The following is a 24794-nucleotide window of genomic DNA, read 5'->3' as shown; positions in this document are numbered from 1 at the left end:
GTCTCCTTACCCGCCTGAAGAGGCTTGCTGTCGGCGTTGCTGCCAGCGTAGGGCCCATCGGACGAACAGCGCGACCAGAATGGCCTCACCGGCCAAGATCGCCACAGCGCCCGGTCCGCCGACCAGATCCGCCAGCGTCTGGTACCAGATCCGGACGAGCAGCACGAGCGCCGTGCCGAGGATCGCGACGGCGAGCGCCGCGTAGGCGGTGTAGACGAAGCGTCCCCGCGATGGATAGGCGGCGATACCGCGTCGTCCGTTCTTGATGAGTCTGCCCAGGAACTTGAACGACTCGGTCTGCAGGTTCATCGTCGACGTGGCGTGCTCCAGCATGTGGTAGCCGTCCAGCTTCAGCACCGGAATCAGGTTCGCGACGGCGGCGACGGCGCCGAACAGCAACAGTGCGCCCGCGAGCCCGTGCCACCAGCCCGACTCCGGGCCCCACCACCACAGCGCGGCGAAGAACGGCAACGCGATCAGGTTGACGTAGATCCCGGCGAACGAGGTGACCACCCGGTGCGCGGGCCGGCGGAACGTCACCGCGTCGTCCGTCTTGCAGTAGAAGGCCAGCAGCGGGAACCGCCACATCACACCGATCTCCGTCGGTCTTCCGCCGTACCGGTACGTCGCGACGGCGTGCCCGAACTCGTGACACGCGAGCACTGACCAGATGATGACGAAGGCGACCACGGACACCGCCCAGCGCGACGGCGACGCCTGCACCGCGTCGTACAACTCGGTCCAACTCAGCGCGACGTAGACCACCAGTGCCAGGCCGACGACGCTGAGCGGTGCGGCCACCACCGGACGCAACAGCCACCCTGTCCAGCGGGCCACGGCAGGAACCAGGTCCACCGCCCGGCGGATCGGCATCCGGAACAGCAGCGGCGAGCGTCCGCGCTGCCGACGTGACTCGGCCGCCTGCTCCCGGATGCGGGCCAGCTGTTCCTCACCGGCCGGATCGATGAGGCCGCGGGCGGAGAGCAGCCCGAGCAACTGCTGCCAGTGCTGGGCGGCGAGCCGCTTGCCGAACCGCTCCGCGTAGACGGCACCGATGTCGGACAAGGTCCGACGCCCATCCAGGTGCTCCATGAGGAACGCCTCGCGCGCGCCCACCTTCAGGTAGGCGTGCGTCTCCCGGTCACCGACGACGTAGAGCTCCTGGTCACCCTTGAGCAGGGCCGGCCCGACATGCACCGCGTCCCGCAGCTTGGGCCGGGCATGGTCCAGCCAGTCGGCCCCCGCTGTGTCCGTGGTCTCGGTCGCGCCGGCCGCGTTGGCCGCGTCCGTCGTCTCGGTACCGTTGACGGCGGTCATGCCGTCTCCACCAGCTCTTCCGCCGGGGTCAGTGCCCGCTCGATCAGGTAGGACAGGTAGATCTCGTCCAGGATCGCGACACCCAACCGGTTGTTCGTCATGTGGATGTACGAGCTCAGCAGCACGGTGGCCAGCGCCTCCGGCTCGTCGATCGTCGATCGGCCCTCACCTTGCCGGGACGGGAAGAGCAGCTCCCCGCGCGACGCGGCGTCGAGCACGCGGTCGCGCAGCTCGGCACAGTGCGCCAGCCACCGTCGCTCGATCTGGGAGAGGCTGGGCTCGTCGCCCGTGGCGTCGGCGGTTCCGTTCATGGCCGCGGCGACGGACCGGATCCGTTCGATCCGCGGCAGCAGCGTCTCCCGGGTGCGGTCGAAGCTCTTCTCGAACGACGAGTGGTAGTCGTCCGACGGCTCCTGGTACGACGTCTCCCAGAAGGTCCGGTACCGCTGGAAGAACCGGCGCACCGCTTCGTCGGTGTGCAGAAACGTGTACGCCGTCATCAGCGACAGCTGCGTCGCCATCCCCAGCAGCACCGGCCGCACGTGTGCGTTCGATGTCGCCAGCAGCAACGCCACCAGGTCGCTGGAGTGCTCGAAGTGCCACTCGGCGATGTCGATCCCGACCGGGCCGCCGTACCGGTCGTACTCCGGGTCGTACGGCATCAGCGCGACGCTGTTGTTCGGGCGGTACGGCATCCCGCCGTCGCCGTACTTCTCGTTCCAGCTCTCCTCGCCGTACTCGGCCACGTACATCCGCTTGTACAGATCGTCCAAACCGTCGACGTCCGTGTCGTAGAGCGCGGGCCGTCGCTTGAGAAACTCCTCAAGCGCGGCGGTGGCGCGCTGGGTTACCTCGTCCCGCAGCTCCGGTGACGACGGCTTGAACCGCACCCGGATGTGCGGCCCCTCCATCCAGTACTTGATGAAGAACCAGCCGTCGATCAGCTGGTCCCGACGCAGCTCGTCGACGAGCGGCCGCACCGCCTCCACCAGGATCGGGTTGGCGTCGCTGGCGTAGAAGACATGCAGAGCGACCCATCTGTCGTCACCCATGAGAACCCCTTTCGTCGGCCTCCGGCTCGCGAGCATCCCGAGTTGTGTCGTATAGCTCCACGAGCAGCTCGCTCACGTACGGGCGCCCGTTCTCGTCGCGCAACCACAGCGCGTCCTGGTCCGGGTACGCCTCGGTGAGCACGATCCGCGACGTCGCACCGAGCGCCATCTGCTCGAACAGGTGCAGCGACAACCAGCTGCCGAAGTCCACCGGCAGCGGCTTACGGCCGGCCTTCCGCCGCTCGCCCCGGCCGGAGCCCGCGCCGTCGGCATCGGCGGTCCGGGTGCCCTCGTCGTTGTCGGCTCCGTCGTCGCCGCCGTCCACCGTGCTCCCGGCGGCCGCGTTGTCGATCTGGGCGAACAACCGCCCGGGCAGCCCGTGCTCGCGCCGCCAACGCTGTAGCCGCAGAAAATGCTCGGCGTCGGAATGCTGCGGGTCGCGGAACGGGAACACGTCGGTGCTCAGCTTCCACATCTTGCGTTGCAGCACCAGGTTCCCGAGGCTGAGCCGCGGATACATGGTGATGCCGTCGGCCGGCACCGGCTGCCCGGTTCCGGCCCACAGGTCGATCTGCGCCATGCCGCTGGGCGACAGGCACATCAACACCTGCTGCACCTCGGGCAGCGCCATCGGCATCAGGAATCCGAGGTAGATCGGGACCACCTCACAGCCCAGCCGGTGCGAGACCAGCGCCAGCCGGTCCGCCTCGGCGTCGTGCACCAGCCGCAGGTCTTCCAGCGGGATCTGTTCCTCGGCCGGACGCGTGCTGGCGTCGCCGGGGCAGACGATCTCGTAGTCGGTGACCGCGGGGTGCACGTTGAGGTTGGTGGTCTCGTAGCCGCCGCGCAGCTCCGCCAGTACCGCGCCGTCGGGCGTGTAGCGGTGCAGCACATCGCGGATCAGGCCGCGGGCGTTCGCCCCGGCGTCGTCGAGGCTGTGCGCGAACCGGGAGAACATCAGCGTCAGCCCGGCGTACGCCCGATTGAGCACAAGCCGGCCTGGCGCATCTTCGGTGCCGTCCGCAGCCAGTTGCACGAAGAACGACCATGGCTGCGCCGTCCGTTCGCTGGGCGGCAACCGCCGGTGCACGGCATCGACGAACTCGGGCCCGAGCTGGATCTCGTCCGCATCGCCGCCGTCATCGTCGCGCCGTTCGTCGGTGCCGGATCCGAGCACGGCCTGCGGGTCGCGGAGGAACAGCGAGGCCTGTTCGCGGGCGTCGTCGATGGCCGCGATGTCGGTCAGCTTGAACCAGTTCTCCTGTGGGACGAACGCGTTGTCATCGTCGAACTGGCGGCGGCGCATCGAGCGCTGGGTGTAGGGGGAGAAGAAGTCCCGCTGGAATTCGTGGCAGAACCGGACCACGTCGTCGCAGCTGCCACCGGCGCCGTAACGGGCGCGGAAGAAGCCGGTGGCGGTCAGCCTCCGCGGCAGATTCAGGTCGAACGCCGGCAGGATGCGGGCCAGGTCGGCGAGGTCGGGCAGCATCGTCTGCTCCCACTGCGAACGGCTCACCTCGAGTCCGTCGCTGGTGGTCACCGTGTCCTCATAGATGACGGTCCGCGGCACCAGCGCCGACGACGCGCCCACCGCCTCGAACGATTCGGTCACCAGGCGGCGCACCTCGCCGAGGACGCCGCGGCGCTCCCGCGCGGGCGTCGCCGGGTAGCGCTGGACCTGCTCGCGCGCCTGGCCGAGCCGGTCCGCCACGTCGCGCAGCGTCGCATTCGGCTGGGCGCGCAACGCCGTGACGAACGACGACGCGGGGTCGCTCGCGCGCAGGTCCACCTGCAGCTCCGGGGCGAGCAGGAACCCGAGCCGCAGCAGGTGGCCGAGGAGCTTCTCGACATCCTCCGGCGTCCGGGAGTCCGACGCCGCCGTCACGTCCGCGGCGAGCTCGCTCAACCGGGGGCGGGCGTCGCGGGTGCGCCGGACGACGTCGTCCAGCGCCGGTCCGCTCGGCAGGAAGAACAGGTCTTCATGGACGCTGTCGATAGCGACGACGGCGTCCGGGTCGGCCCCCGCCGACGTACGGCGCCGCACGTATCGCATGGAGTCGCCCTCGGTGCTGGCGCCCGGGGCGAGCGTCACCCGGATCGATGAGCGCAACTCCGGGTCGGCCAGGATCACCGCGGCGAGCCGGGCCAGGATCGCGACGTTCAGGCTGGCGCTGGAGTGCTGCCGCAGCGACACCGGCTCCGGTCGCGGCCGTGCCGAGTCGGCCGCGAACCGCCCCAGCGCCACCGAGGTCAACGTGCTGAACGGGCTGGTTTTCAGCGCCGCCCGGTACAGCAGCTCCAGCAGCGTCCGCTCCACCTGGCGGTTCTGTTTGTCCATCTTGCGCTTGCCGCTCAGGTAGCGGTCCATGTTCTTCTCCAGCACCTCGGACTGGAGCAGGACCGCGCTGCGCAGATCGTCGTCGGAGAGTACGTCGCGCGCCCGGGTGCGGGCGGCCGTGATGTCCGCGCCGACGACGTCCGCCCCCGCCTCGAGCGTCTCGCGGAGCGACGCGACGGTGCCCATCCACTCGTCCAGCAGCGCCCGGGCGTCCGGCGTGAGCAGAGGGTCGGCCTTGCTGAGGGTGCTGTTGCGCGGCCGGCGAGCGTTGAACACGTCACGGCGCAGGTTGATCAAGGCGATCCGGTCCGGGTGGTCATCCGCGACGGCGGCGACGGCCTGTTCGAGCGCCAACCGCAGTGCCTCGCCGGATTCATCGCGGGTCGATTCCAGGGCGAACACCTGCTCGGCCCATTCCCGGGCGTTCTCCGTGCGCAGAGCGGTGGTGACGTCGGCAGGCCGGCCGGCGACCCGCAGCAGGTAACCCTCGCCGAGTCGCCATTCGCCCGAGCTGTGGTGGGTGGCCGTGCTCAGCCGGTCGAGTAGATCCGTCATCTCTGTCGGCTCCCTTCTGGGCGGCGGATGGTGTGGTCGTAGCCGGCCCGCGGGCCGCGTTCGTGGCCGATGAGCGCGAAGAGCATGCTGTTCTCGTCCGTGTCGTCGATGCCGAGCATCTCGTCCACGGCCAGGTTGTCGACGCCGAGTACCGCACCGACACCCAGGCGGCGGGCGGTGGCGGCCAGGTAGAGCGCCTGCGCGTTCTGGCCGACCTCGATGCTGAGCATCCGGTAGCCGCGGCCGCCGTAGGCGTGCACCAACGGCCGCAACCGGCCGGTGATCACCACCAGCGCGGCCGCCTCCCGGACGCTGTAGTTGGTGAGCGCGTAGTAGCGCTGCAGTTCGGCGAAGTCCACGGGCGCGCCCGCGATGAGCCGGTGGCTGTCCGCGTCGTAGGCGTAACCGCGTTGTTCGAGGCCGTCCACCTGGTTGGCCAGGACCCACAGCCTGGTCCACGGATGGCTGCGTCCGTGCGGGCCGGCCGGCGCCACGTCGGTCCCGCCGGCGCCGATCCGTGCGGTCACCGACAGCACCCAGCCCAGGTCGGCGACGCTCAGCGGTGGTTGCGCGCTGAGCAGCCCGAAACTGCTATGCCGTCGCTGCAGGCTCGCGGCGAGGTCCAGATCGGCGGGGTCCGTCCCGGGCGGAAGCGAGATCTCCTCGCCTTCGGCGGGCGCGATGGCTCCGGCGCTGGCGACGCCGGGCTCCGGCCGCGGCTCGTCGCCGACCAGCGCGGCCGCGTGCACCTCCTCGACCAGCGGGAACGTCCGCACGCGCGCGGACCTCTCCCACACCCGGTGCGGTTCACCCCGGGAGAGCGGCAGCAGACGCGTCGACGGCTCGTCGCCGGTCTCGTCAACGGCCTTGTGGTCTGTCTCGCCGTCCGTCTCGTCGTCCGTCACCGGCCGGTGCGCTCCCAGCGGGAGGACGACGAACGGCGCCTCGGTCTGGCCGTCCACCTCGATCGCGCCGCTGACCAGATCCTCGTCGAACCAGAGCAGGGGCTCCACCGCCAGCCCGTGCGCCGCCAGGACGAGCCGCCACGAGCCGAGCAGGGCGCCCATGTCCTGGGTCACCACGTGGTAGCTGAACGAGTTGTACTTGAAGGCGTTCTTCCAGAACCGGAGCGATCCGACCAGGTAGAGCTGGGCGGCCACGCCGGTGGCGCGGGTCAGCTCGGCGCAGCGCGAACCGACCGCGAGCCGGTCGAGGCTGTGCTGGGCGGTCGCGTAGTGGTACAGCCCGGCGGGCAGCGGTCCGTCGTCGCCGACCACCAGGTAACTCTCCGCGGGATACATCCCACCGCCGGATGGTGTGGGGCGGGACCAGACGGCGCTCTGGCTGGCCAGCTTGCGGCTGCTGTCCTCGTTCCAGTTCGGCTCGGTGCGCCGCCCGGTCAGGCTGTAGCAGCCGAGGGCGGCAGCGAGCGTCGCCAGATCGGGCATGGTGTCGCCGGGTGGTGCGGCGGCCCGTCGCGCGGCGCTGTTCATGTCCGTCGGCGGCAGATCCGCGAAGGGCGCCGGTAGCGGCAACCTGGGCGCGTCCAGGTAGAGCTTGTGTTTGGACGGCTGGTCGGCCCAGTCGACGGTGAATCCGAACGGTGGCAACGGCACCCGCTGCCGTTCGAACATCCGCCGCGCGTAGTCGAGCGCGGTCTGTGCGTCGGCGGGCGGCGTGGGATCGGCCGCAGGGAGCACGTCCACCAGGTCGTGGTGGTGGTGATGGTGGTGATGATGATCCTGATCCCGATTCTGATCGTGATCGTGGAGCTGGTGCATCGTATTCACCGGCGGTCAACTCCTCTGCGGCGGCTACTTCGATGATCATGAACACTTAGCGTCCGCATAGCACGGTTAATGTTCATGATCATGGGAACGGGTGCGGGACGCGGTGTAGCTGGTCGGCGGTGAGCGGACGCGGGGTCAGGCCGGCCCGGTACGGGGCCCAGCGCATCCGCGGCATGGTCAGCACCCGCTGGCGTTCCCAGCCGAAGTCGATCGGGATCAGGCCGGGCACGAGGGTCGCCACCGTGTGCAGTCCCAGCGCCTCCTGCTCGGGGGTGCTCTGGTCCACCACCACCGTGTCGTAGCCGCGATCGGCCAGCAGGCCGACGATCTCCTCGACCGGTTCGCGCAGGTCTGTCACCGGCGCGCGGCCCTGCGTCCAGTCGGCGTACACCTCGTCGATCCCGGACTTCTCGGACTGGCGCAGCCAGTGTTCCGCGTGCGGACGCATCTGTGGCATGCCGAACAGCAGGGCGTGGTGGGACAGCTCGGTGACGTGGCGGTAGTCGTCGATCATCAGCTCCAGGTGCTCGCGCGAGTCGGTCACCCGCTCGTCGAAGCCGGGAACGTACGAGGCCACTTCGCAGACGGCGGCCCGCACGGCGTCAGCCGGATCGAGCGACGCGCCTCCGGCGAAGCACAGGGTGCCCGGACCCCCGTCTCGACGGACGGCGACGGCGCCGACGGCCGGCACCGGCAGGTCGGCACGGACGTCGAAGCAACGCAGGTCGAAACCGAGCAGATCCACCTGGGCGCGCATCTGCCGTACCAGCGGGTGGTTCACGGTGTCCAGATCGATCTCCCGCGGCGTCAGCCCGCTGTACCAGGAGATCAGGAAGGCGTCCCGCTCGATCAGCTCCAGCAGTCCGTGCAGCACGGCCTCGGTCACCGAGCTGCCGGACGCGCAGCCGTTGGAACATTCCTGCACGGTGTTCCGGTGATCGGTGCGGTGATCGAGGTAATACACGATCTGTTCGGGCACCAGCAGCGAACGGCGGTCCCGCAGCGACCATCCCCACACCCACGGCACCTCGGGGTTGTCCGTCCACGGCACGTACTTCTCCTGGTGCCGCTGGTAGAAGTCCGCCGAGTAGAGGCCGCAGGTCTCCATCTCGACGAACGGCACGTCCAGGTCGGTGACGCGCGCCCGCCGTGCGAGCTGGACCCGGCGGGGTTGCTGACCGGCGTCGCGCTCCAGCCCTTCGAGCACGCCGAGCACGTCGCTGAGGTGGTAACTCTCCGCATGGCCGCTCCACCACATCTCGTGCAGTCCGTACTTGCTGCGGACGTGGAAGCGGCCGCTGACCGGCGCGGTGGCGGTGGCGTGGTAGGCCCGCATGCCGGCCGCACCCAGCATCCCGCAGACGGGGTTGGCCAGCGCGTCCATCGGCAGTGCCAGATCATCGGGCCTGCGTGCGCGGGTGGCGCCGGGGGCCGACGCCGGCGTGCGCCGCAAGACGATCTCCGCGTCCTCGGCCGTATCCGGCGTCGGCGTGGCGCAATGTGGGCAGGACGAGTCGCGGAGCAGCCCGAACCGGTTGACCTCGGCGTTCTGGGTGTCCACCGCCCAGACGGGATAGCTCGCCCCGTCCGGCTCGCCGGTCACGGCCGCACCGACCAGCTGCGCGGCGATGGTGACGGCGTGGGCGGTGGGCGGCGACGTCGCGGTCGTGCGGATCCCGTGCGGCTCATCGAGGACGCGACGCTCCTCGATCGGCCGGCACACGATCCAGCGACGGTCGAGACACGTCGGGCACGGCCCAGGGGCGCCGGGAGTGGCCGCGATCACCAAGGAACCCGCGTACAGCCGGACGGCGACGCCGGCAGCGTCGGTGGCGGCATCGTCGGCGCGGGAGCCGTCGGCGGCCGTGGCCGTCGCCGCTTCCGTGACCACACTCGCGTCCGCCGTGTCGATCCGCACCCGATGGTCACGCCCGGGGTGGCCGAGCACGCCCACATCGAGCGCGCGGCACGCCGCGGCGACGTGCGCAGGCAGCGCCTCGGCGATCCGGCGTCCCACGTCGGTGAGCAGGGATGTCTCGCCGAAGTCGAGATCCTCCTGGGCGGGGTGGTCGGCCGGAGCCGCGTCCGGCGCCGTGCGGTGCGCATCCACAGTAATCACGAAAGTCAACGCCTCTCTGGCGAAAGGTGCGGCTGGACGGGGAAACTGGAGGGGAGCGGGTGCTGCGGGCCAGGTGAGGTGGCCCGCAGCACCCCTCTTCGGTCAGCCGCAGCTGGACGTGCTGGTGCTGCAGCTGCAGCAGCTGGATGTGCTGCAGGACGAGCAGCTCGACGTGCTACACGAGGAACTGCTCGCGGCCATGTCCATGGACGGGTCAGCGAGCTCCTCGACCTCGAACGTCACGGCCTCGAGATCGACGAGCTCCAGGTTCAGAGCCTTGTTCGACATGCTGGTTCACCTCCTTGTGGATCTGTTGTGATGTCACTGGCCGATGGTGGGCGGATCAGCCGCCTCCACAGCCGGTGCTGGTGCTGGTCGAGCAGCAGCTGGATGTACTGCAGGACGAGCAGCTGGAGCAGGAACAGCTGGAGCTGCACCAGCCGGCCGCGTCCTGGCCGAGGTCGGTGATCTCCTCCACCTCGAACGTCGTGGTTTCGAGGTCGAGAAGCTCCTCGTGCAGTGCCATGGCTTTCACCTCCTTCCGGATGAGTTCCGTCCGCCGCAGGGGGAGCGGCGGAGCTCATGGTTCGGCGCGAGCGGTGGCCACGGGGTGTGCATGGTCAACTGGTGCTGCTACAGCTACAGCTGGAACAGCCGCAGCAACTGGACGTGCTGCAGGACGAGCAGCTCGACGTGCTCGTGCTGGAGCTGCACCAGCCTGCGCCGTCCTGGCCGAGATCGGCGATCTCCTCGACCTCGAACGTCACGCTCTCCAGCGTGAGAAGCTCGCTGGTCAAACTGGTTTCGGTGGCGGTCACGGTGCCTCCTTTCCGGATCGTCAGGGGCGGTCGGTGGTGGTGCGGTACACCAGAGCACGGGCGACATGGGTGATGCCGTCCAGATCCGGTGGGGTCAGATCGACGACGGCGACGTGTCGCCCTCGATCCGACAGCCTGCCGAGGATCTCCTCGTCCACGACCCCGGCAGGCAGCTCGGTGGCACGCTGCCCCACGATCGCGCTGCTGAGGCCCGGAACGGGGCCCTCGGCAGCCGGCGCATCGACGCCGGCTGCCGCCAGCTGGCGGGCTCCGACCAGCCTCAGCAGAGCCTGCTCGGCCGCCTCGTCCCAGCTGCGTCCGGCACAGGCCGTCACCGTCTCGGTGCCACCGCGGAGATGGACCACGGCGACCGGCACGACGCCGCGTCCCAGGTACAGCCCGACCTGGCTGCCGTCGTCCGCTAGCTCGTTGACCAGCGTGGTCAACAGCGTGTGCCGCTCAGCAGGCAGTGCTTCGGCGAGCAGGTGATCCCGGACGGGATGGAGCTGCTCCTCCCCGCGGGCGATCGCTCGGATCGCGGCGGCTCCGGCGGCGTCCAGGAGGGCGCGCGAGGCGGCCTCCGACGCCGTGGGCGCGGCGCGGACGCCGTCGAGCGTCGGCTCGAACCACGCCGCATCCCGATCCCACGGTCCGGCGAGCACCGCCGCGCGGGGCACGGCCAGCTGCCTGCCGTCGTCCCCCCAGGCTGTGGCCGCCACCGTTGACGCGTCGGTTCGTGGGACGCCGAGCCATGCCTCCAGCTGGTGGTCGGCGATGTGGCCGGCGCCCGGGGCGGCCGGTGGCAGCAGGGTGCACCGGCGCTGGATCGTCGTCGCGTACTGGACGGCGGCGTCCTCCAAGGCGGCCAGGCGGGCTTCGAGTACCGTGTCCGAGCCGTAGCTGACCAGATGGTGCCGGCCGACCGCCGGTGCCTCCAGACGGGCGATCTTCACCGGGATCTGCGGCAGCGTGTCGTCGTCGAAGCGACGGAGCACACCGACGGTGTCGGCTACCGCGCGCTCGAACCGCGTGTAGGCCTCCTCGGTGGCGGACTCGCCGGTGATGTCGTCGTTCTGGCGTGCGGACGCGGCCGCGGCTGTGCCCGGAGCCGGCGCAGCGGCTACCGCATCGCCGCTCACCGCGCGGCCGGCACGCGGAGAGGCGGGATGCGGAATCACCGGCTCCTGACGGACGGTGAGCCGGAGTGGATCCAGCACCACGACCGCATCCGAGAGGTCGCTCGTGATGCTGCCGGTGGTGGCCTTGAACACCTCGAACCCGAGCAGACTGACGGCCATCGCCACGGCCGCCTCCGGCACAGCTCCCTGGCGGGGCGCAGCGGCGCGGATGCTCGTCGCCTGCCATACGGCGTCGGTGCCGTCGATGCCGTTGTCGCTCATCCGCAGGATGGCGGAGTGCAGATCGGCTGCGCCGCCGGCACCGTGCAGCGGGCCGAGAACCAACTGGTCACCGACGCGCAACAGGGAGACGAACGTGGCACCGTCGCGATGCGCCGCGTCGGCGAGCGCGAAGAGATCCGGATGCGGCCGTTGCGGTGCGAGAAGACAGATCAGCTCGAGACCGTGACCTCCGGCGGCGATCTCGTCCGGGGTAGCGGTGCGAACGCCGCCGCCGGCGCCTGCGCCCACGCCGTTCGCCGCCAGCGACTCGGCGAGCGCGCCGGCCGGACCCGGCTCGGCACAGACGATGCCCACCTGCGCGGACAAGGCACGGCCGAAGCCGGCGCCGTCGTCGCCGTGGTGGTCGAGCAGTGCGAGCTGGCCGGCGAACCGGGACCGCGTCTCGTCGTCGTACCTGTGCACGAGGTCCGGCCCGTCGGCGACGACGCCACGCGAGGCCAACGTGTTCACCAGCGACGTGACCGTGCGCTGATGTGCCTCCGGCAGCCCGGCTACCAGATCGGCCAGCGGGGTGGCCCCGTCGAGATGCGGCAGCAGCGCCGACAGGTATCGGTATGCTCCCGCTCCCCGGATCATGAACGAGCCGTCCAGGCTGCGGACATAGACCCCGTCCAGGGTCTCCAGGAAGGCGACGTCCTGCCGGATCCGCGGCCGCTGCGGTCGGAGCGTGCCGGCGTCAGAGATCTGGGTGGTCACGATGTCCCCTCACTGTGGCGGTGGTCAGGTGATGTCGCGCCGTCGGCTGACGGCGAGGGCGACGACTGTGCTGATGACGGCGTAGGCGACGAGTACGACGCAGGCGGCGGACGTGCTGAGGTCATCCACCACACCGGGCGTTCCGCCCTCGCCCTGGGTAGGAGCCCCCAGGCTGGAGACGAGCGAGCCGCTGGCGGTGCCGAGCATGACGGCTCGGACCGGCTCCAGGGCGCTGAGCATCCCGGCGAGTCCCGAGATGGCGTTCTCCAGACCGAGCGTCCACAGCAGGCCGACGGCGAGCGCCACGGTGGTTCCGCGGAAGACGACGCCCAGGGCGGCTCCGACGCTCATCCAGGCGGTGGAGATCAGCGTGGCGGCGCCGACCGACGCCACGAGATCGGCTGCGGAGGGCAACCCTGTGGGAGCGCCTTCGACGAGCGCGATGATGAACGACGCGAGGGTCGACGCCGCGGCGACGATGACCGCGATGACGAACGTCGCCACGGCACCGACGGCGATCTTCGCCAGGATCACGTCCGTCCGGCTGGGGCCCTGGGTGAACCGGGCCGTCCAGGTGTTCCACCGGAACTCCGGTCCGGTCATGAGCACGCCGAGGATGAGCATCAGCGCACCGCCGAAGAGTGGGTAACTGCTCGCGGAGGTGGCAGGCACCGACGCAGGTATCAGCGTGTCCAGCAGCTCGGCGCGGTCGGCCTGCTCGGTGGCCGGGTCGAGGACCGAGTAGACGATGTACGGCACGCCGAACGCGAACGCGAGCACCATGATCGTCCAGGCGCCGCCGACCACCAGCGGCATCGGGCGTCGCCGCAGGAGCAGCGTTTCGGACGCGAATGCGTTGATCACCGACGTCCCCCTTCGTTCGCGACCGGTGCCGGATCGGCGTCGTCCCGCGTCAGGGTGAAGAAGACGTCCTCCAGGCTGGGTCGTTCGCGGCGGATCTCGTGCACGGCGATGCCTGCCCGTACCAGGCCGCGGACGAGTTCCGGCACGATCTCCGGCGTCGTCTCCAGCCGCCAATACGGCTGGTCCTGGTCCTCCACACGCACAGGGCAGGCTGAACCGGCGCCGACACGGGGCGTCGTAGGGTCGGCGCCGGCGCCCGCCTCCGGGACGCTCCCCGTTGCGGCGTCCTCGGAAGACATGGACTCGTCGGAGTCGTCGCCGACGGGCGCGCTCCGGTCGAGGATCTCGGTGAGGACCGGGCCGGCCTCGTCGGTCGGCGAGGCCCAGATCTTGAGCACCGTGGCCCCGGTGCGTGCGCGGACGGCGGAGACGGTGTCGTCGGCGATGACCCGGCCGTTGTTGATGACGATGACCCGATCGCAGATCTGCTGGACTTCGCTGAGTAGATGGGACGAGAGCAGCACCGTTGTACCCTGCTCACCGATCCGGCGGATGAACGTCCGCATCGACGCGACCCCCTCGGGATCGAGACCGTTCGTCGGCTCATCGAGGATGAGCAACCCAGGGCTGCCCAGCAGTGCGGCGGCGACGCCCAAGCGCTGTCCCATACCGAGCGAGTAGCCGGCGAACCGCTCGTCTGCGCGGTCCGTGAGGTCGACGACCTGCAGGACTCTGGCGACCTCGTCGTTGGGTAGCCCGCGGGCGCGGGCCAGGACCTTCAGGTTCGTGCGTCCGCTCAGGTAGGGAACGAATGCGGGCGACTCCACCAGGGCGCCGATGCCCTTCAGCGTCTCCGGATGGCCCGGCCGCCCGCCGAGTACGGTGACCGAGCCACCGTCGGGCCGGACCAGACCGAGCACGATGCGCAGCAGGGTGGTCTTGCCGGCACCATTCGGGCCGAGCACACCGTAGACGTGGCCCGGCATGACCCGCAGGTCCACGCCGCGCAGTGCGTGCACCGCGCCGAAGCTCTTGCGCACGCCGGCGATCTCGACCGCGGGTTGGCCGGTGCTCGGGTGGCCGTGCGCAGCCGCCTCTTGCTCCGGGAGACGTTCGGCGGGTGCTACGGCAGCAGCTTCGGAGTGTGTGGCGTTGGCCTGGAGCGAACCCAGCTTCACGTAGGTCACCATCCCGGTTGTTGTGGCCGTGACTCCCCGGTTCTCGGGCCTTGAGTGGTTGGCCGCAACTGTTCTCGTGTCGGGTGAACGTCAACCGAATGTGAGCTACACACCGGAAGAAATGTGCACGTGACCAAATGGTCAAAGCCTGTGGTAACTGGTCGGTAACTGGCGGGTCGTGCGTGCGGGATCCATGCATGTGCACGCACATACCGCCAGCTCATTCAAGGTCTGTGCACTGGCCCGAGGCTTCGTTCAGCCTTGTTTGCGCACGAAATTCCAGCAATATCAGGCAGCTCTCCGAGGACACACTGAATTCAACGTACCGCGAATCTTTGCCGGACAGAGGCCTTGTCTGATCGGCCTATCGTCGATACAGTCAATCGTTTAGTCACCACGAATTTCGTGGCCGGAAGCGGCTTCCCGGCTGCGCAATTTTCGCGGATTGGCAGGACTCGTGAACGTCGTGCGCGATGGTCGCTGAGGTGTTCCCGCGAAGAGGCTGACACATGGATGCGCCCACCGCGGGTGGCCGCGTCGGAGGTGCGGCTACCCGCGGCGAGGTGACGCATCACAGGCGGGTGAGTTGGTGCGCTCGCTGGTAGGAGACGCCGAGGATGGTGCCGATGTCGCGGAGCGAGAACTGTGCATCGGCGAGGATGCGTGCCGCTGCGCGCACCTCTGCTGCGGCTGAGCTGTTCGCCCAGGTCGCCGTTGCGCGAAGCTCGTGCGCGCGGGCGATGCGCTCGTGAATGTGCTTCGGCAGCACCGGGCGAACGTCTACCGCAACCCAGGCGGCAGGCACACCGATGGCCTCCGCGAGCGCGCGCCGCTGGTGGTCGGCGGCCTGAGTCAGCAGCCTGACCTTGGAGCGGATGCTCGGCGTCTGGTCACACCGGACAAGCCAGTATCGATCCTCGCGTACTGCGGTCGACGTGTAGGCGTGGTCGGGTAAGTTATCGGACATAGGTCCTTGCCTCCTCATAGGTAGGATCTCGGGGCTGCGCGAAGGTCCAGTTCGCGCAGCCCCACCCAGGTAGTCATCGTCGGTTAGATCATGCGTTCGATCATGCCAGCTGCCTCTGACAGGATCCGACCGTCCGTGCTCTCCTCAGCTGGTGCGTGGAATCCATCGGTGGCGCCTGAACGATGGGAGACAGGCCTTATCGCGCCATCCCGTGTGGCTCAGCCCTCATACGCCGTGGTACGTGAGGGGATGTGCGACGCGGAGAGTCGTGCTGTCGGCCGCCTCGAATCGCACCGATACGGTGGTATCCGGCTGAGGTAGCGACGATGAGCTTGGAGGCGGGATGACTGATCCGGTCCGTTGGGGTGTGCTGGGTTGTGCGGCGATCGCCGTCAACAAGGTGATACCGGCGATGCTGCAGGCGGACAACTGCGACATCGTCGGTATCGCCTCTCGCGATGCCGATCGAGCGGCCGCGGCCGCGGCTCAGCTCGGCCTGCGCCGTTCCTACGGCTCCTACCAGGAGCTACTCGACGACCCGGAGATCGAAGCCGTTTACATACCGCTCCCGAACAACCTGCATGCGGAATGGACGCTGCGGGCCGCGGACGCCGGCAAGCATGTGTTGTGCGAGAAGCCGCTGGCCATGGACGCCGCGGAGGCGGCTGAGATGGTCGCGGGCTGCCGGAAGGCCGGCGTGAAGCTGATGGAGGCGTTCATGTATCGGCTGCACCCATCCTGGGTGCGCGTGCGTGAGCTGGTGGCAGAGGGCCGGATCGGTGAGCTGAAGGTCGTCGACGGGTTCTTCTCGTACAACAACACCGACCCCGCCAACATCCGCAACATCGCCGAGCTCGGCGGCGGCGGGTTGATGGACATCGGCTGTTATCCGATCAACGTCGCACGCATGATGTTCGGGTCCGAGCCGACCAGTGTCCAGGCGTCGGTCCACCGTGACCGGGTGTTCGGCACGGACACCCTGACCTCAGCGGTGCTGGACTTCGACGGCCGGCACGCGAAGCTGACCTGTTCCACGCAGCTCGAACATCATCAGCGCGTCCATCTGGTGGGCACCGAGGGGTGGCTGCTCGTCGAGATCCCGTTCAACATCCCGCCGGACCTTCCGACCCGGGTGGTGGTCGCCTCCGGCGGCAATCCGCCGGTGGCGCCCGAATTGGAGGTGCTCGAGTTTCCGCCGGCGGACCAGTACCGCATTCAGGGTGAGCTGTTCTCCGCTGCCGTGCGCGAGGACACCGACGTTCCGACGCCGCCGGAGGACGCGATCGCGAACATGGTCGTCATCGATGAGGTACTCGCGGCCGCCGGGGACAGCTGAGGAACACGCGCGCAGGCGGCGTCATGCCTGGCCGACGGACTGGCCTGCATCGGCGGGGTCCGCGGGCGGCACCAGGGCCGGCTCGGAGGGTTCAGCGAGCCGTTCCGTCGCGTTGCTGCTGACGAGTGCGGCAATGCTCGCGACGCATGACGTGGCCCCGATCGCGAGAGCGCCGGCGAGGAGCGCGAACGCCTGATCTCCGCGGTAGCCGAGGGACGGCAGCTCACCGTCCAGCCACTGTCCGATCAGCGTGACCGCGGCGACCGCGGCGGTGACGGTCATGAACGCCAGTGCGACGGCCACTGACATGGTGGCCGCGCGGCTCCCCGGGCGATGTGAGATCGGCGGGAAGGTGTGGCCCGCCCGCCGCATGAGTGCGGTGGCCACCGCTGCCAGACCGATCCACATGGTGACCACCAGGTACGCGGTGACGTGCGGGGAGACGCCCTGGCCATAGGAGGTCAGCTGGGCAGCCGTGAGGATGGAGATCGGCACCACGATCAACAACGCGGCGACCGGCCTGGCCGGTGGCTGCACCGCATACACCACGGCTGCGCCCGCGCAGATGAAGAGCACGGTCGTGAGGTCGACCGATTCGGAGAACATGTACACGGGGACGCTGTGACCCTGGAACATCGGGGGTGCCAGCGCGTTCATGACGAACGCTGTGCTCATGGCTCCGACCGTGATGACGACGAGCTGGGCTACCGTCTGCCACGCTCGACGGTGGGCGAGTGCTAGCGCAACCACGATGAGCATCCCCGCCAACGCCAGGATGCGCGTAGTGTCGACGACCGACTCGATGGCCGGCCACCGTGGCTCGCGCAGCATCGTCGCCAGATCCTCGTACGCCATCATGTCGATCAGCTGGCCACGGTGCGTGCGTAGCGCGTACCACCACGTGAGATACGCCAGCACGGCACCCCCGACCGCGATGACGGCACCCGTGGCGAGTGCTGCCCGCGTCGCCGTTGGTGTGGTCACCCGTCGAGTTTAGGCGTCGCGCGAGACGCGCATGCGGCGCAGGTCCGGCCGCATGCCGCGTTCACTCGGTGCGGGTCTTGACCGACGACTTCAGCTCGACGGTACGGGTGACGGTGCACAGGCGGTTGTGCGACTTGGCGATGGCATCGGGCAGGATCTTGCGCGCCTCGTCGCCGGCCTCGCCTTCAGGGAAGGTCACCCGGAAGACGAGTTCCAGGTTCTCCATCCGGTTGCCGGCCTCGTCGTCCCGGATCTTGTCGCCGCTGGCCTCCACCTCGAACGAGTCGGGCTCGGAGCGGCGGGTGGTCAGGATGTCGACGTCGATCGCCGAACATCCAGCCATGGCGGTGAGCAGCAGCTCGACGGGGGTGAACTCGCTGTCGTCCCCATCGCCGAGCAGGAGCTTGCCGCCACGCGAGTTGGTCGCGATGTAGTGGTTAGAGGCCACGCGTTCAATGGACACGGACCTATGAGTGTCTTCAGCCATGCACCTAACCATGCCAGACGGGGGTAGACGTGCTCACCTGGGCTCCAACTGGCGCCAACGACGGGTCCTTCGGTGCTCGCCTCCGCAACCCCTGTGCCGTTCCGGGGCGCACTGGAGCGCTACCCATGGCCGGACAGGGAGTCCGGTAAGGCTATGTTGCGGTCACCGGGAGGTGAAAGCGTGCCATGAGTCCGGACAAGCGGCGCCGTCGGGGCGCTCACGTCGAACGCGTCCGCCTGTGGTGGTGCGACATCGGCCGAACCGCGAAGACGCGCACGAGGTCGTATTCTTCAGGCGACATCGCGACGACGACTCAAGAGAGACAATTCCGGGCCGAGAGTTCGTGAACTCATGTCCGACCTCAATCCGCGCCAAGTTCCGGACCGTTCTCGTAGCCGTCGCCGCAGCGCCGCCTCACAAATTTGCCGGAGGCGGCTATGGGGAAGCGATGAAAGGTGACATGACCGGTTGGCATAAGATCCGCGTCGATGGCCCACGTAGGCATCACTATCGGCTGTACTGCCTGATCGACCCATGAGGCCATCGGGAAGGACAAGCCGTTGCTCGTTGTCGTGACCGGGCAGGACAAGCCATTCCGGAGCGAAATCTCACCAGAACGCTACACTTCGGTCCGAGCATTGGGGAGCCGAATACTTGGCGAGGAATCCTCGTACCCTGGCATGAGCCGGGTTCACGCGGTTGCAGCAATCTGTCGGCGAGATTGAGAGGCAGACACCACCTGGCGCGGCTGCCCTTTGTGGCCCGTGCGCAAGGGTTTGGTGATCGTTTCACGCTCTCCATCGGACAGTGGTTCCAGGGTGACGCGCAGTCCCAGAGCCGCCGCGACTTCTGCGAGGGTGCCGAGTGTGGGATTGCGGCTGCTGCTGGAGAATAGGCGGCGGACTGCGGCGGGCTCGATTCCGACGGCACGCGCGAGTGCTGCCTTGGATAGACCTGCGTCGTGCCGGGCGGCGTCGAGTGCGTTGACGATGGTGTCAATGGTTGCGATGCGTACAGAACTCGTCACGTACTCCCGAAGGAACTCGGGGTCTTCGAGATCGCGTTCCAGATCGTCCCAGAAGGCACTGTGCTCGGCCATGTGCTCCCTCCCTTCGGCCAAGAAGCGTACCATAAATGTTACGCACAAATAGGCTCTGTCCAGCCGCATCTGTCGGCCTGGCTACGGCAGGTCGCCTCTGCAGCCGAGAATGTCGCCGACGCCGCCTTGGCCTCCGACGAGTTCTCGCCTCATCAATGAACAGGATCCCGTCATCGACGGTGGACTCGTGACCGTCATCCCGTGGCAGTTGGGTAGGGCATCCGACGTGCCGATGGATGGTGCGGGATCCATCGTGGAGCCGCACCATCCATCGGGCGGTACGCCGTCGGCGAAGCCGCACAGGTCGACAGCGTTGCCGCGCTTCGCCGGGGCCACGCCGAACACGGCAGCGGCCTGCATCGGTGAGCTTCTTCCGCTGACAACGAACCTTTGGACGGGCAGTCGTTGCGGCCCACTTCGCTGCCTCCCCGGTGGATACTACGCATGATCGGGCTACATCACCCGGTTATGCGTAGTGTTCGCTCGCCTCTGCGGCGGTGGCAGTTCGCACGAGGCGATCGACGACGTCGTCGGGCCGGTCAAGCCATTCCGGAAGCCACACCCGTTCGACGGCCGGCCAGCGCAGCAATCGCGTGAGCACCTCGGTGGGAAGCCCATCCCGATCGCCGACGGTGCGCCGCGCCGCCCACGCCGGGCCGTCCAGCAGTACGGCGAGCAACGACCGGTGGGAGCCGTCGTCGCCGGAAGAGATGGTCAGGTCGACCTTGAAGTCGGACAACCCGACGTCCGTCGCGACGGTGAAGCCGTGCTCGCGCACCCGGGCGGCGATCTCTTCGGCGTGCCGATCACGGGCGGACACCCGCCGTCCGTCCGCCGGCAACATCCCGGTGCCGCGCGCCGCAAGCTCCAGATACGAACGCAGGTGTCTGATCCCCACCGACGACGTCTCCTCCGCCCGCAACTGCGCCGGATCGAACGAGCTGAAGACGATCACTCGCCGCCGGGCCCGGGTGATCGCCACGTTCAGCCGGCGCTCACCTCCGACCCGGTTGAGTGGTCCGAAGTTCAGCGGCAACACGCCACGTGCGTCCGGACTGAAGGCGGTCGAGAACAGGACCACGTCGCGCTCGTCGCCCTGGACGTTCTCCAGGTTCTTCACGAATAGGCCTTCCTCGTGGTCGGCCCCGTCCAGCGCGTCCGCCAGCCGCTCGTCCTCATGATCACGGAGCAGCGACTCGATGTAGCCGCGCTGCTGGTGGTTGAAGGTCACGACGCCGATCGACGGCACCGCGTCCGGCGACTCGCCGAACCGGCGCGCGATCTCGGCGACCACAGCCTCGGCCTCGATGGGGTTCGTCCGCAGCGGGCCATTCCCGGCTCCGCGTCGCGACGAGCGCTGGAAATGCCCGTCGACCCGGACCAGGCTGACGCCCCGGTCGTCGTCGCCCATAGCCGTCGGGGCGGGGAAGGTGGAGAGCCGGCCCTCGTAGTACTGCCGGTTGCTGAACGCGATCAGGGACTCGTCCTGGCTGCGGTAATGCCAGGACAACCACTGCCGTGGCACGCGTGCCTGGACGCACTCGGAGAGGATGCTCTCCTCGTCTTCGACGCCCGCCTCCAGGTCGTCGGCGCCGTCGTATGCGCTTGGTGCGCTGGGTGCGCCGGCCCAGTCGTCAGCCGTGACCGGCTCGCCGAACGACGTCGGCGGCATCTGCTTGCTGTCTCCCACGACGACGACGGAGCCGGCCCGGCCCATCGCGCCGACGGCGTCCGCCACCCGGATCTGCGACGCTTCGTCGAACACCACCAGATCGAACAGGGCGGACTCCGGCGGGAAGAACCGCGCCAGCGAGTCCGGGCTGACCAGCACGCACGGCATGGCCTGGGTGATCAGGTCTCCGAACTCCTCGATCAGTTCGCGGACCCGCAACCCGCCGCGTTGCCGGGCCAGCTCCCGCTGCAGTGCGCCGACCCGCTCCGCTCCGGTGGCAACATCGAACGGTCTCTCGTCGATGACCTGCGCCGGGATCGCGGTGCTGAGTTCGTTCCGCACGGCCGCGGATGCGGTGGTGAACCTGCTGATGCTGCGCTCGTGCACCTGGGGCGCGAAATCCGCCAGGCCGGTGGCGGCGCGTCGTTCGTGCACCGACGCCTCGGCGATGCCGCGCTCCAGCGCACGAGCGGCGTCGTCCACGTCGACGGCGCCGGTCAGCAGGTCGCGCCGAGCCTCGGACAGGCCCGCCGTGCGCAACGGCTCCACGTGGTCCAGCAGCGCCAGCCATCGACGCAGCTCTCGCATGTCCGACGACGGTGACACGCCGCGGCCGTCGCGGGTCTGCCGCCAGCGCGACACGAACCCGTCGGCACCTGCCCATCGCTCCAGGTGTTCGCGGTCGATGGCGCATGCCTGCGCCAGCCGCTCGGCCGCCGCGCGCAGGCGGGAGATGACCGACAGGTCGGACGCGGCGGGCGGAGTCGCGCTCAGGAATCGTCGCAGCGCGTGGCTGAATTCCTCGGTCTCTCCGTCCGCCGCGGGGTGCGTGGGGTGCGCGCCGGCAGGCGCGATCTGGCTGGCCGCCCAGCGCAGCCGGCGCACCCGCGCGTCGACCGCCGCACGGCCTGCCTCGGTGAGCGGGTTCCACGAGGCCGGCAGGGTCATCCCCGGGACGGCGCGCACCTGGGCGGCGAGGCCGTCCACCCCGTGCCGCAGCTGGACCAGGTCGCGGGTCAGTTGCCGGACGCTCTTCGGTTTGACCTCGGCGCCGGCTCGCAGCGTCGGGATGAGCTCGTTCCCGACGGCGGCGAGCCGCTTGCGGCGGCTGAAGAGCCCCGCCGACGCCGCCGCCTCAGCACGCGCTTGGATCTCGGCGAGCGGAAGGTCGAGCACGTCCGGAGTGGTGGTCTCCATCCCGGGGTGTGCCGTGGCGACGAAGGAGGCAAGCCGCTGGCCGGCCTCCGCGACGGCCGCCTCCCAGGACGGCGTCCCCACCTGGTCCAGCACCGTCAGCGGCGCGTCGTCGTCGGAGCCGAGTTCGTCGAGAACAACGAGATCGTCGACTGACCGCGCCGCCCCGAGCACATCGCTGAGCGGACCCGTCCGCGGAACGTCATCGAGGGCGTCGTCGAACTCGAGCACAGCCTGTCGGATGCGGTCGACGTGATCGTCGCCGGCGGCCGGTGTGTCGATGAAGGCCCAAGGGTGCTGCGGCCCCGGCCGAGCGGGATCGGCGACGTCGGGCAGGTCGGCCAGGAGGGTGCGCAGCTCCGCCACCGTCTCCGCCGACGACGCACCGAGCAGCTCCGGTGGGACGTCGAGTGTCGGGACGTCGTCGCCGATCGCCAGCAGTCGCGCCCGTGCCGAGTACAGCGAGAGCCCGGCGCCATTCGCCTCGTGCAGCTGTTGGGCGTATCGGGAAAGTCGGCCGCGGGCGGAGCGGAGTTCGGACTCGCGAGCTTCCAACCCCTCTCGGTCGACCTGGACGGCGTGGTCCAGCGCACGCCGGATCTGTGCGCGCACGGTACCCGGGGTGCTGTTCTTGTCGTGCAGGTCGAGGGAGAGGGGCGCCATGCCGACCTTCTCCAGCCGGTCGCGCACGACGTCGAGTGCGGCCCGCTTCTCCGCCATGAACAGCACCCGCTTTCCCTGGGCGACGGCGCGGGCGAGCAGGTTGGTGATGGTCTGTGACTTGCCGGTGCCCGGTGGCCCCTCGAGGATGAAGGTGCGCCCGGCCACGGCCGCGGCGACCGCCTCCAGCTGCGAGGCGTCGGCCGGAACGGGGCAGCGGGCGGCCAGCTCGTCCAGGTCGACGTCGGTCAGGTCCACGTCCACCGGGTCGGCGAACGGCTCGTTCGGGGTGTGCACCAGATGCTCGACGAGCGGATTGCGGCACAGCTCGTGCCAATGCTCGTCCAGATCCTTCCACAGCCGGAACTTGGAGAACTGCAGGATCGCCAGGTGGGCCGTCGGCTCGACCCGGAACGGTAGCCGTGTCTCGGCCAGCGCGGTGCGCAGTTCGTCGAAGACCCTACCCAGATCCGAGCCAGGCTGCAGGCGTGCCGGGCCGGCCAGGGCCGGGACCTCCAAGCCGTGCAGCTGGCGCAGCTTCTCCAGCAGGCAGTAATTCGGTGTGCTGCCACCGGCTTCGTCCAGCTCGATGCGGTACGCCGTGCGTCGCGACCGGCCGACCAACCGCACCGGCAGCAGCACCAGCGGGGAGCGCAGATCGCGCCCCTCGTGGGACCACACCAGTGATCCCAGCGCCAGGAACAGGTTGTTCGCGCCGGTCTCCTCGACGATGGTGCGCGCCCGGTACGCGAGGTTGCGCATGCGAGTGACGTAACCGTCCGCGCCGACGTCGGTGTACACCGACCGCTTGCGGGTGAGCAGATCGCCCAGCAGCTCGGGCGGGAGCCCGCCGCCGGATACCACGCCGCGTTCCCGGTGGATCTGGTCGAACTGATCGCTAGGCAAGAGCTGGATCGCCTTGCCGGCGTGGAGCAGGTCTCTGGTGCTGGAGAGGTATCCGTCGGGCACGGTGAGCTCGATGCCGGAGCGTTCGGTGAAATGGATCAGGCGATTGCGCAAGCTCAGGTCGAGTAGTGCGTTCTTCCACCCCTGAACACGCAGCGGCGCGGTGGGCCCCGCGGGCGCGTCGTCGCCGGTGAGCATGGTGGGTTCGGCGGCTTGGACGAGGGCGCTGTGCGCGGCCGGGTGGTACTCGACCACCGTGACCGCGCCGTCGTCGTCGCGGGTGCGCGCCGGCAGCGGCAGAATTCCGGCGAGTCGGGCCTGCCGGATGTCGGTGACGCCGATGACGCTGTGCAGATCGCCCGTGAGGTAGGCGGCGGCCGGCGGGCGGTGCGTGTGGTCGAACGGCGTCGGTTGCTCGCCGACGGTGAGCATCGTCGTCTCCACCAGCCGGATCACTCCGAGGTCGACGAGGTTGGCGACGTCGGCGACATCGGTCTGCGCCGCGCCGTCCAGGGCCATCTCGTCGCGCCAGTACCCGAGGAAGGCGTGCCCGTCGACCACCCACAGCAGCGGACGGATCCCGGCCTGCTCCAGCGCGGCCGCCATGACGACGACCGTGTCCAGGCAGGTGCCGACGCGTCCGTCCAGGACGTCGCCGGGCGTGCGGATCTTCTGTCCGGTCGCCGACCAGCTGGCCGGGGGCTCGGCGTAGCGGATCTGCCGGGCCTGCATTGCCTCGTAGACGGCCTGGACGATGGCGTCCACACGTTCGGAATCGGCCTGGTAGCCCTGGATGGAAGGGCTGCCGGTGTTCCGGTGGAGAATGTCGGACGCTTCGGAGATCAGCTGCGTGACGGACGGGTGGTTCGGCATAACGAACGCGGCCAGCATCTCCAGCGCCAGCAGCGGCGGGGCGGCCTGCCAGTGCTGAGCGGCGAGAAGTTCGATGGGCGTCTCATGGGTGGCGAGGGTGCGGCCGTCGTCGATCAGCGCGACGTGGATGCTCGCCGGCCGGTTCTCTTCGACCTGCAGCATCGCCGCGGGATCGGCGACGAGACCGACGTCGGTCAACACGAGGGTGTCGTCGCCGTCCAGGTCGACCAGGTGCTCTTGCGGCTTGCCGAGGGTGCCGTGCGCGTCGCGGATCTCGAGGGAGAGCGTCGCGGCGAGGGCGGTGGTCTCCGGCGCATCGACGGCGATGCGGCTGATCACCGGGACCCGGTTATGCGCCATCGGGTAGCTGAGCACCGCTGCGGCGACCACATCGATCGTGATCGAGCTATCGGTCAAGGTCAGTGGCGTGGTGGGATCGGTCGTTGGCTTCTCCTTTGGCGAGGTGTG

General features: G+C 69.3%; 17 protein-coding genes. 2 read left to right on the top strand and 15 right to left on the bottom strand.

Translation table 11 applies throughout. The features are described 5' to 3' along the window. Positions 1–6 precede the first annotated feature (6 nt). The 5 genes from G1H10_RS26490 to G1H10_RS26470 form a co-directional block, all read right to left on the bottom strand. Positions 7–1317 carry a metalloprotease gene (locus tag G1H10_RS26490; protein WP_163743640.1) on the bottom strand — a complete coding sequence of 437 codons (1311 nt, stop codon included), beginning with the start codon at positions 1315–1317 and terminating at the stop codon, positions 7–9. Next, positions 1314–2369, bottom strand: a complete 1056-nt coding sequence (locus G1H10_RS26485; RefSeq protein ID WP_163743638.1) for a thiopeptide-type bacteriocin biosynthesis protein — start codon at positions 2367–2369, stop codon at positions 1314–1316. Before G1H10_RS26485 ends, G1H10_RS26490 begins: the two co-directional genes overlap by 4 nt. Continuing rightward, a complete protein-coding gene (locus tag G1H10_RS26480; RefSeq protein WP_163743636.1) occupies positions 2362–5262 on the bottom strand; it encodes a lantibiotic dehydratase in 2901 nt (966 codons plus the stop codon). The genes G1H10_RS26485 and G1H10_RS26480 overlap by 8 nt, the downstream gene beginning before the upstream one ends. Further along, positions 5259–7043, bottom strand: a complete 1785-nt coding sequence (locus tag G1H10_RS26475) for a SagB family peptide dehydrogenase (RefSeq protein ID WP_246219996.1) — start codon at positions 7041–7043, stop codon at positions 5259–5261. Before G1H10_RS26475 ends, G1H10_RS26480 begins: the two co-directional genes overlap by 4 nt. Positions 7044–7131: 88 nt before the next feature. Further along, positions 7132–9171, bottom strand: coding sequence for a TOMM precursor leader peptide-binding protein (locus G1H10_RS26470; protein WP_163743632.1), 2040 nt, complete (start codon positions 9169–9171; stop codon positions 7132–7134). A 73-nt stretch (positions 9172–9244) separates the two neighbouring features. Between G1H10_RS26470 and G1H10_RS35260 the strand changes: the two genes are divergently transcribed. Beyond that, positions 9245–9490 (top strand): hypothetical protein, encoded by a 246-nt coding sequence (locus G1H10_RS35260; protein WP_246219989.1) that lies wholly within the window; start codon positions 9245–9247, stop codon positions 9488–9490. Positions 9491–9514: 24 nt separating this feature from the next. On the opposite strand, the gene G1H10_RS26460 is transcribed toward G1H10_RS35260, so the two are convergent. The 6 genes from G1H10_RS26460 to G1H10_RS26435 all read right to left on the bottom strand — a co-directional run bounded on the left by G1H10_RS26460 (position 9515) and on the right by G1H10_RS26435 (position 15115). Next, positions 9515–9697, bottom strand: a complete 183-nt coding sequence (locus G1H10_RS26460; protein ID WP_163743629.1) for a hypothetical protein — start codon at positions 9695–9697, stop codon at positions 9515–9517. 94 nt (positions 9698–9791) lie between these two features. Then, positions 9792–9989 carry a hypothetical protein gene (locus G1H10_RS26455; RefSeq protein WP_163743627.1) on the bottom strand — a complete coding sequence of 66 codons (198 nt, stop codon included), beginning with the start codon at positions 9987–9989 and terminating at the stop codon, positions 9792–9794. A gap of 20 nt (positions 9990–10009) precedes the next feature. Continuing rightward, entirely contained in the window at positions 10010–12106 is a 2097-nt protein-coding gene (locus G1H10_RS26450) for a hypothetical protein (RefSeq protein WP_163743625.1), read from the bottom strand. A gap of 24 nt (positions 12107–12130) precedes the next feature. Further along, the gene (locus G1H10_RS26445) at positions 12131–12970 is read right to left on the bottom strand and encodes an ABC-2 transporter permease (protein WP_163743623.1); all 840 of its coding nucleotides are present in this window, start codon (positions 12968–12970) and stop codon (positions 12131–12133) included. Beyond that, complete coding sequence (locus G1H10_RS26440) at positions 12967–14160, bottom strand: ABC transporter ATP-binding protein (RefSeq protein WP_163743621.1); 1194 nt, start codon at positions 14158–14160, stop codon at positions 12967–12969. The genes G1H10_RS26445 and G1H10_RS26440 overlap by 4 nt, the downstream gene beginning before the upstream one ends. A 559-nt stretch (positions 14161–14719) precedes the next feature. Further along, positions 14720–15115 carry a hypothetical protein gene (locus tag G1H10_RS26435; RefSeq protein WP_163743620.1) on the bottom strand — a complete coding sequence of 132 codons (396 nt, stop codon included), beginning with the start codon at positions 15113–15115 and terminating at the stop codon, positions 14720–14722. A 343-nt stretch (positions 15116–15458) separates the two neighbouring features. Between G1H10_RS26435 and G1H10_RS26430 the strand changes: the two genes are divergently transcribed. After that, positions 15459–16451, top strand: a complete 993-nt coding sequence (locus G1H10_RS26430; protein ID WP_163743618.1) for a Gfo/Idh/MocA family protein — start codon at positions 15459–15461, stop codon at positions 16449–16451. A 21-nt stretch (positions 16452–16472) separates the two neighbouring features. On the opposite strand, the gene G1H10_RS26425 is transcribed toward G1H10_RS26430, so the two are convergent. From G1H10_RS26425 to proA, 4 genes are all read right to left on the bottom strand, one after another. Next, positions 16473–17435: a hypothetical protein gene (locus G1H10_RS26425; RefSeq protein WP_163743616.1), complete on the bottom strand. Its 963-nt coding sequence runs from the start codon at positions 17433–17435 to the stop codon at positions 16473–16475. Positions 17436–17496: 61 nt separating this feature from the next. Further along, positions 17497–17922, bottom strand: a complete 426-nt coding sequence (locus G1H10_RS26420; RefSeq protein ID WP_163743615.1) for an OsmC family protein — start codon at positions 17920–17922, stop codon at positions 17497–17499. 691 nt (positions 17923–18613) lie between these two features. Continuing rightward, the gene (locus tag G1H10_RS26415; RefSeq protein WP_163743613.1) at positions 18614–19021 is read right to left on the bottom strand and encodes a helix-turn-helix domain-containing transcriptional regulator; all 408 of its coding nucleotides are present in this window, start codon (positions 19019–19021) and stop codon (positions 18614–18616) included. A gap of 466 nt (positions 19022–19487) precedes the next feature. Beyond that, positions 19488–24743 (bottom strand): anti-phage protein ProA, encoded by a 5256-nt coding sequence (gene proA / locus G1H10_RS26410; protein WP_163743611.1) that lies wholly within the window; start codon positions 24741–24743, stop codon positions 19488–19490. Positions 24744–24794 lie beyond the last annotated feature (51 nt).

This window comes from Phytoactinopolyspora halotolerans, assembly GCF_010550675.1.
GTDB classification, from domain to species: domain Bacteria; phylum Actinomycetota; class Actinomycetes; order Jiangellales; family Jiangellaceae; genus Phytoactinopolyspora; species Phytoactinopolyspora halotolerans.
This window is presented reverse-complemented; position numbering and strand designations above follow the sequence as displayed.

Bases quoted from the DNA above. Each gene is read 5' to 3' on its own strand.
- G1H10_RS26490 (WP_163743640.1), bottom strand. From the start codon at position 1,317: ATGACCGCCGTCAACGGTACCGAGACGACGGACGCGGCCAACGCGGCC.
- G1H10_RS26485 (WP_163743638.1), bottom strand. From the start codon at position 2,369: ATGGGTGACGACAGATGGGTCGCTCTGCATGTCTTCTACGCCAGCGAC.
- G1H10_RS26480 (WP_163743636.1), bottom strand. From the start codon at position 5,262: ATGACGGATCTACTCGACCGGCTGAGCACGGCCACCCACCACAGCTCG.
- G1H10_RS26475 (WP_246219996.1), bottom strand. From the start codon at position 7,043: ATGCACCAGCTCCACGATCACGATCAGAATCGGGATCAGGATCATCAT.
- G1H10_RS26460 (WP_163743629.1), bottom strand. From the start codon at position 9,697: ATGGCACTGCACGAGGAGCTTCTCGACCTCGAAACCACGACGTTCGAG.
- G1H10_RS26440 (WP_163743621.1), bottom strand. From the start codon at position 14,160: ATGGTGACCTACGTGAAGCTGGGTTCGCTCCAGGCCAACGCCACACAC.
- G1H10_RS26435 (WP_163743620.1), bottom strand. From the start codon at position 15,115: ATGTCCGATAACTTACCCGACCACGCCTACACGTCGACCGCAGTACGC.
- G1H10_RS26430 (WP_163743618.1), top strand. From the start codon at position 15,459: ATGACTGATCCGGTCCGTTGGGGTGTGCTGGGTTGTGCGGCGATCGCC.
- G1H10_RS26420 (WP_163743615.1), bottom strand. From the start codon at position 17,922: ATGGCTGAAGACACTCATAGGTCCGTGTCCATTGAACGCGTGGCCTCT.
- G1H10_RS26415 (WP_163743613.1), bottom strand. From the start codon at position 19,021: ATGGCCGAGCACAGTGCCTTCTGGGACGATCTGGAACGCGATCTCGAA.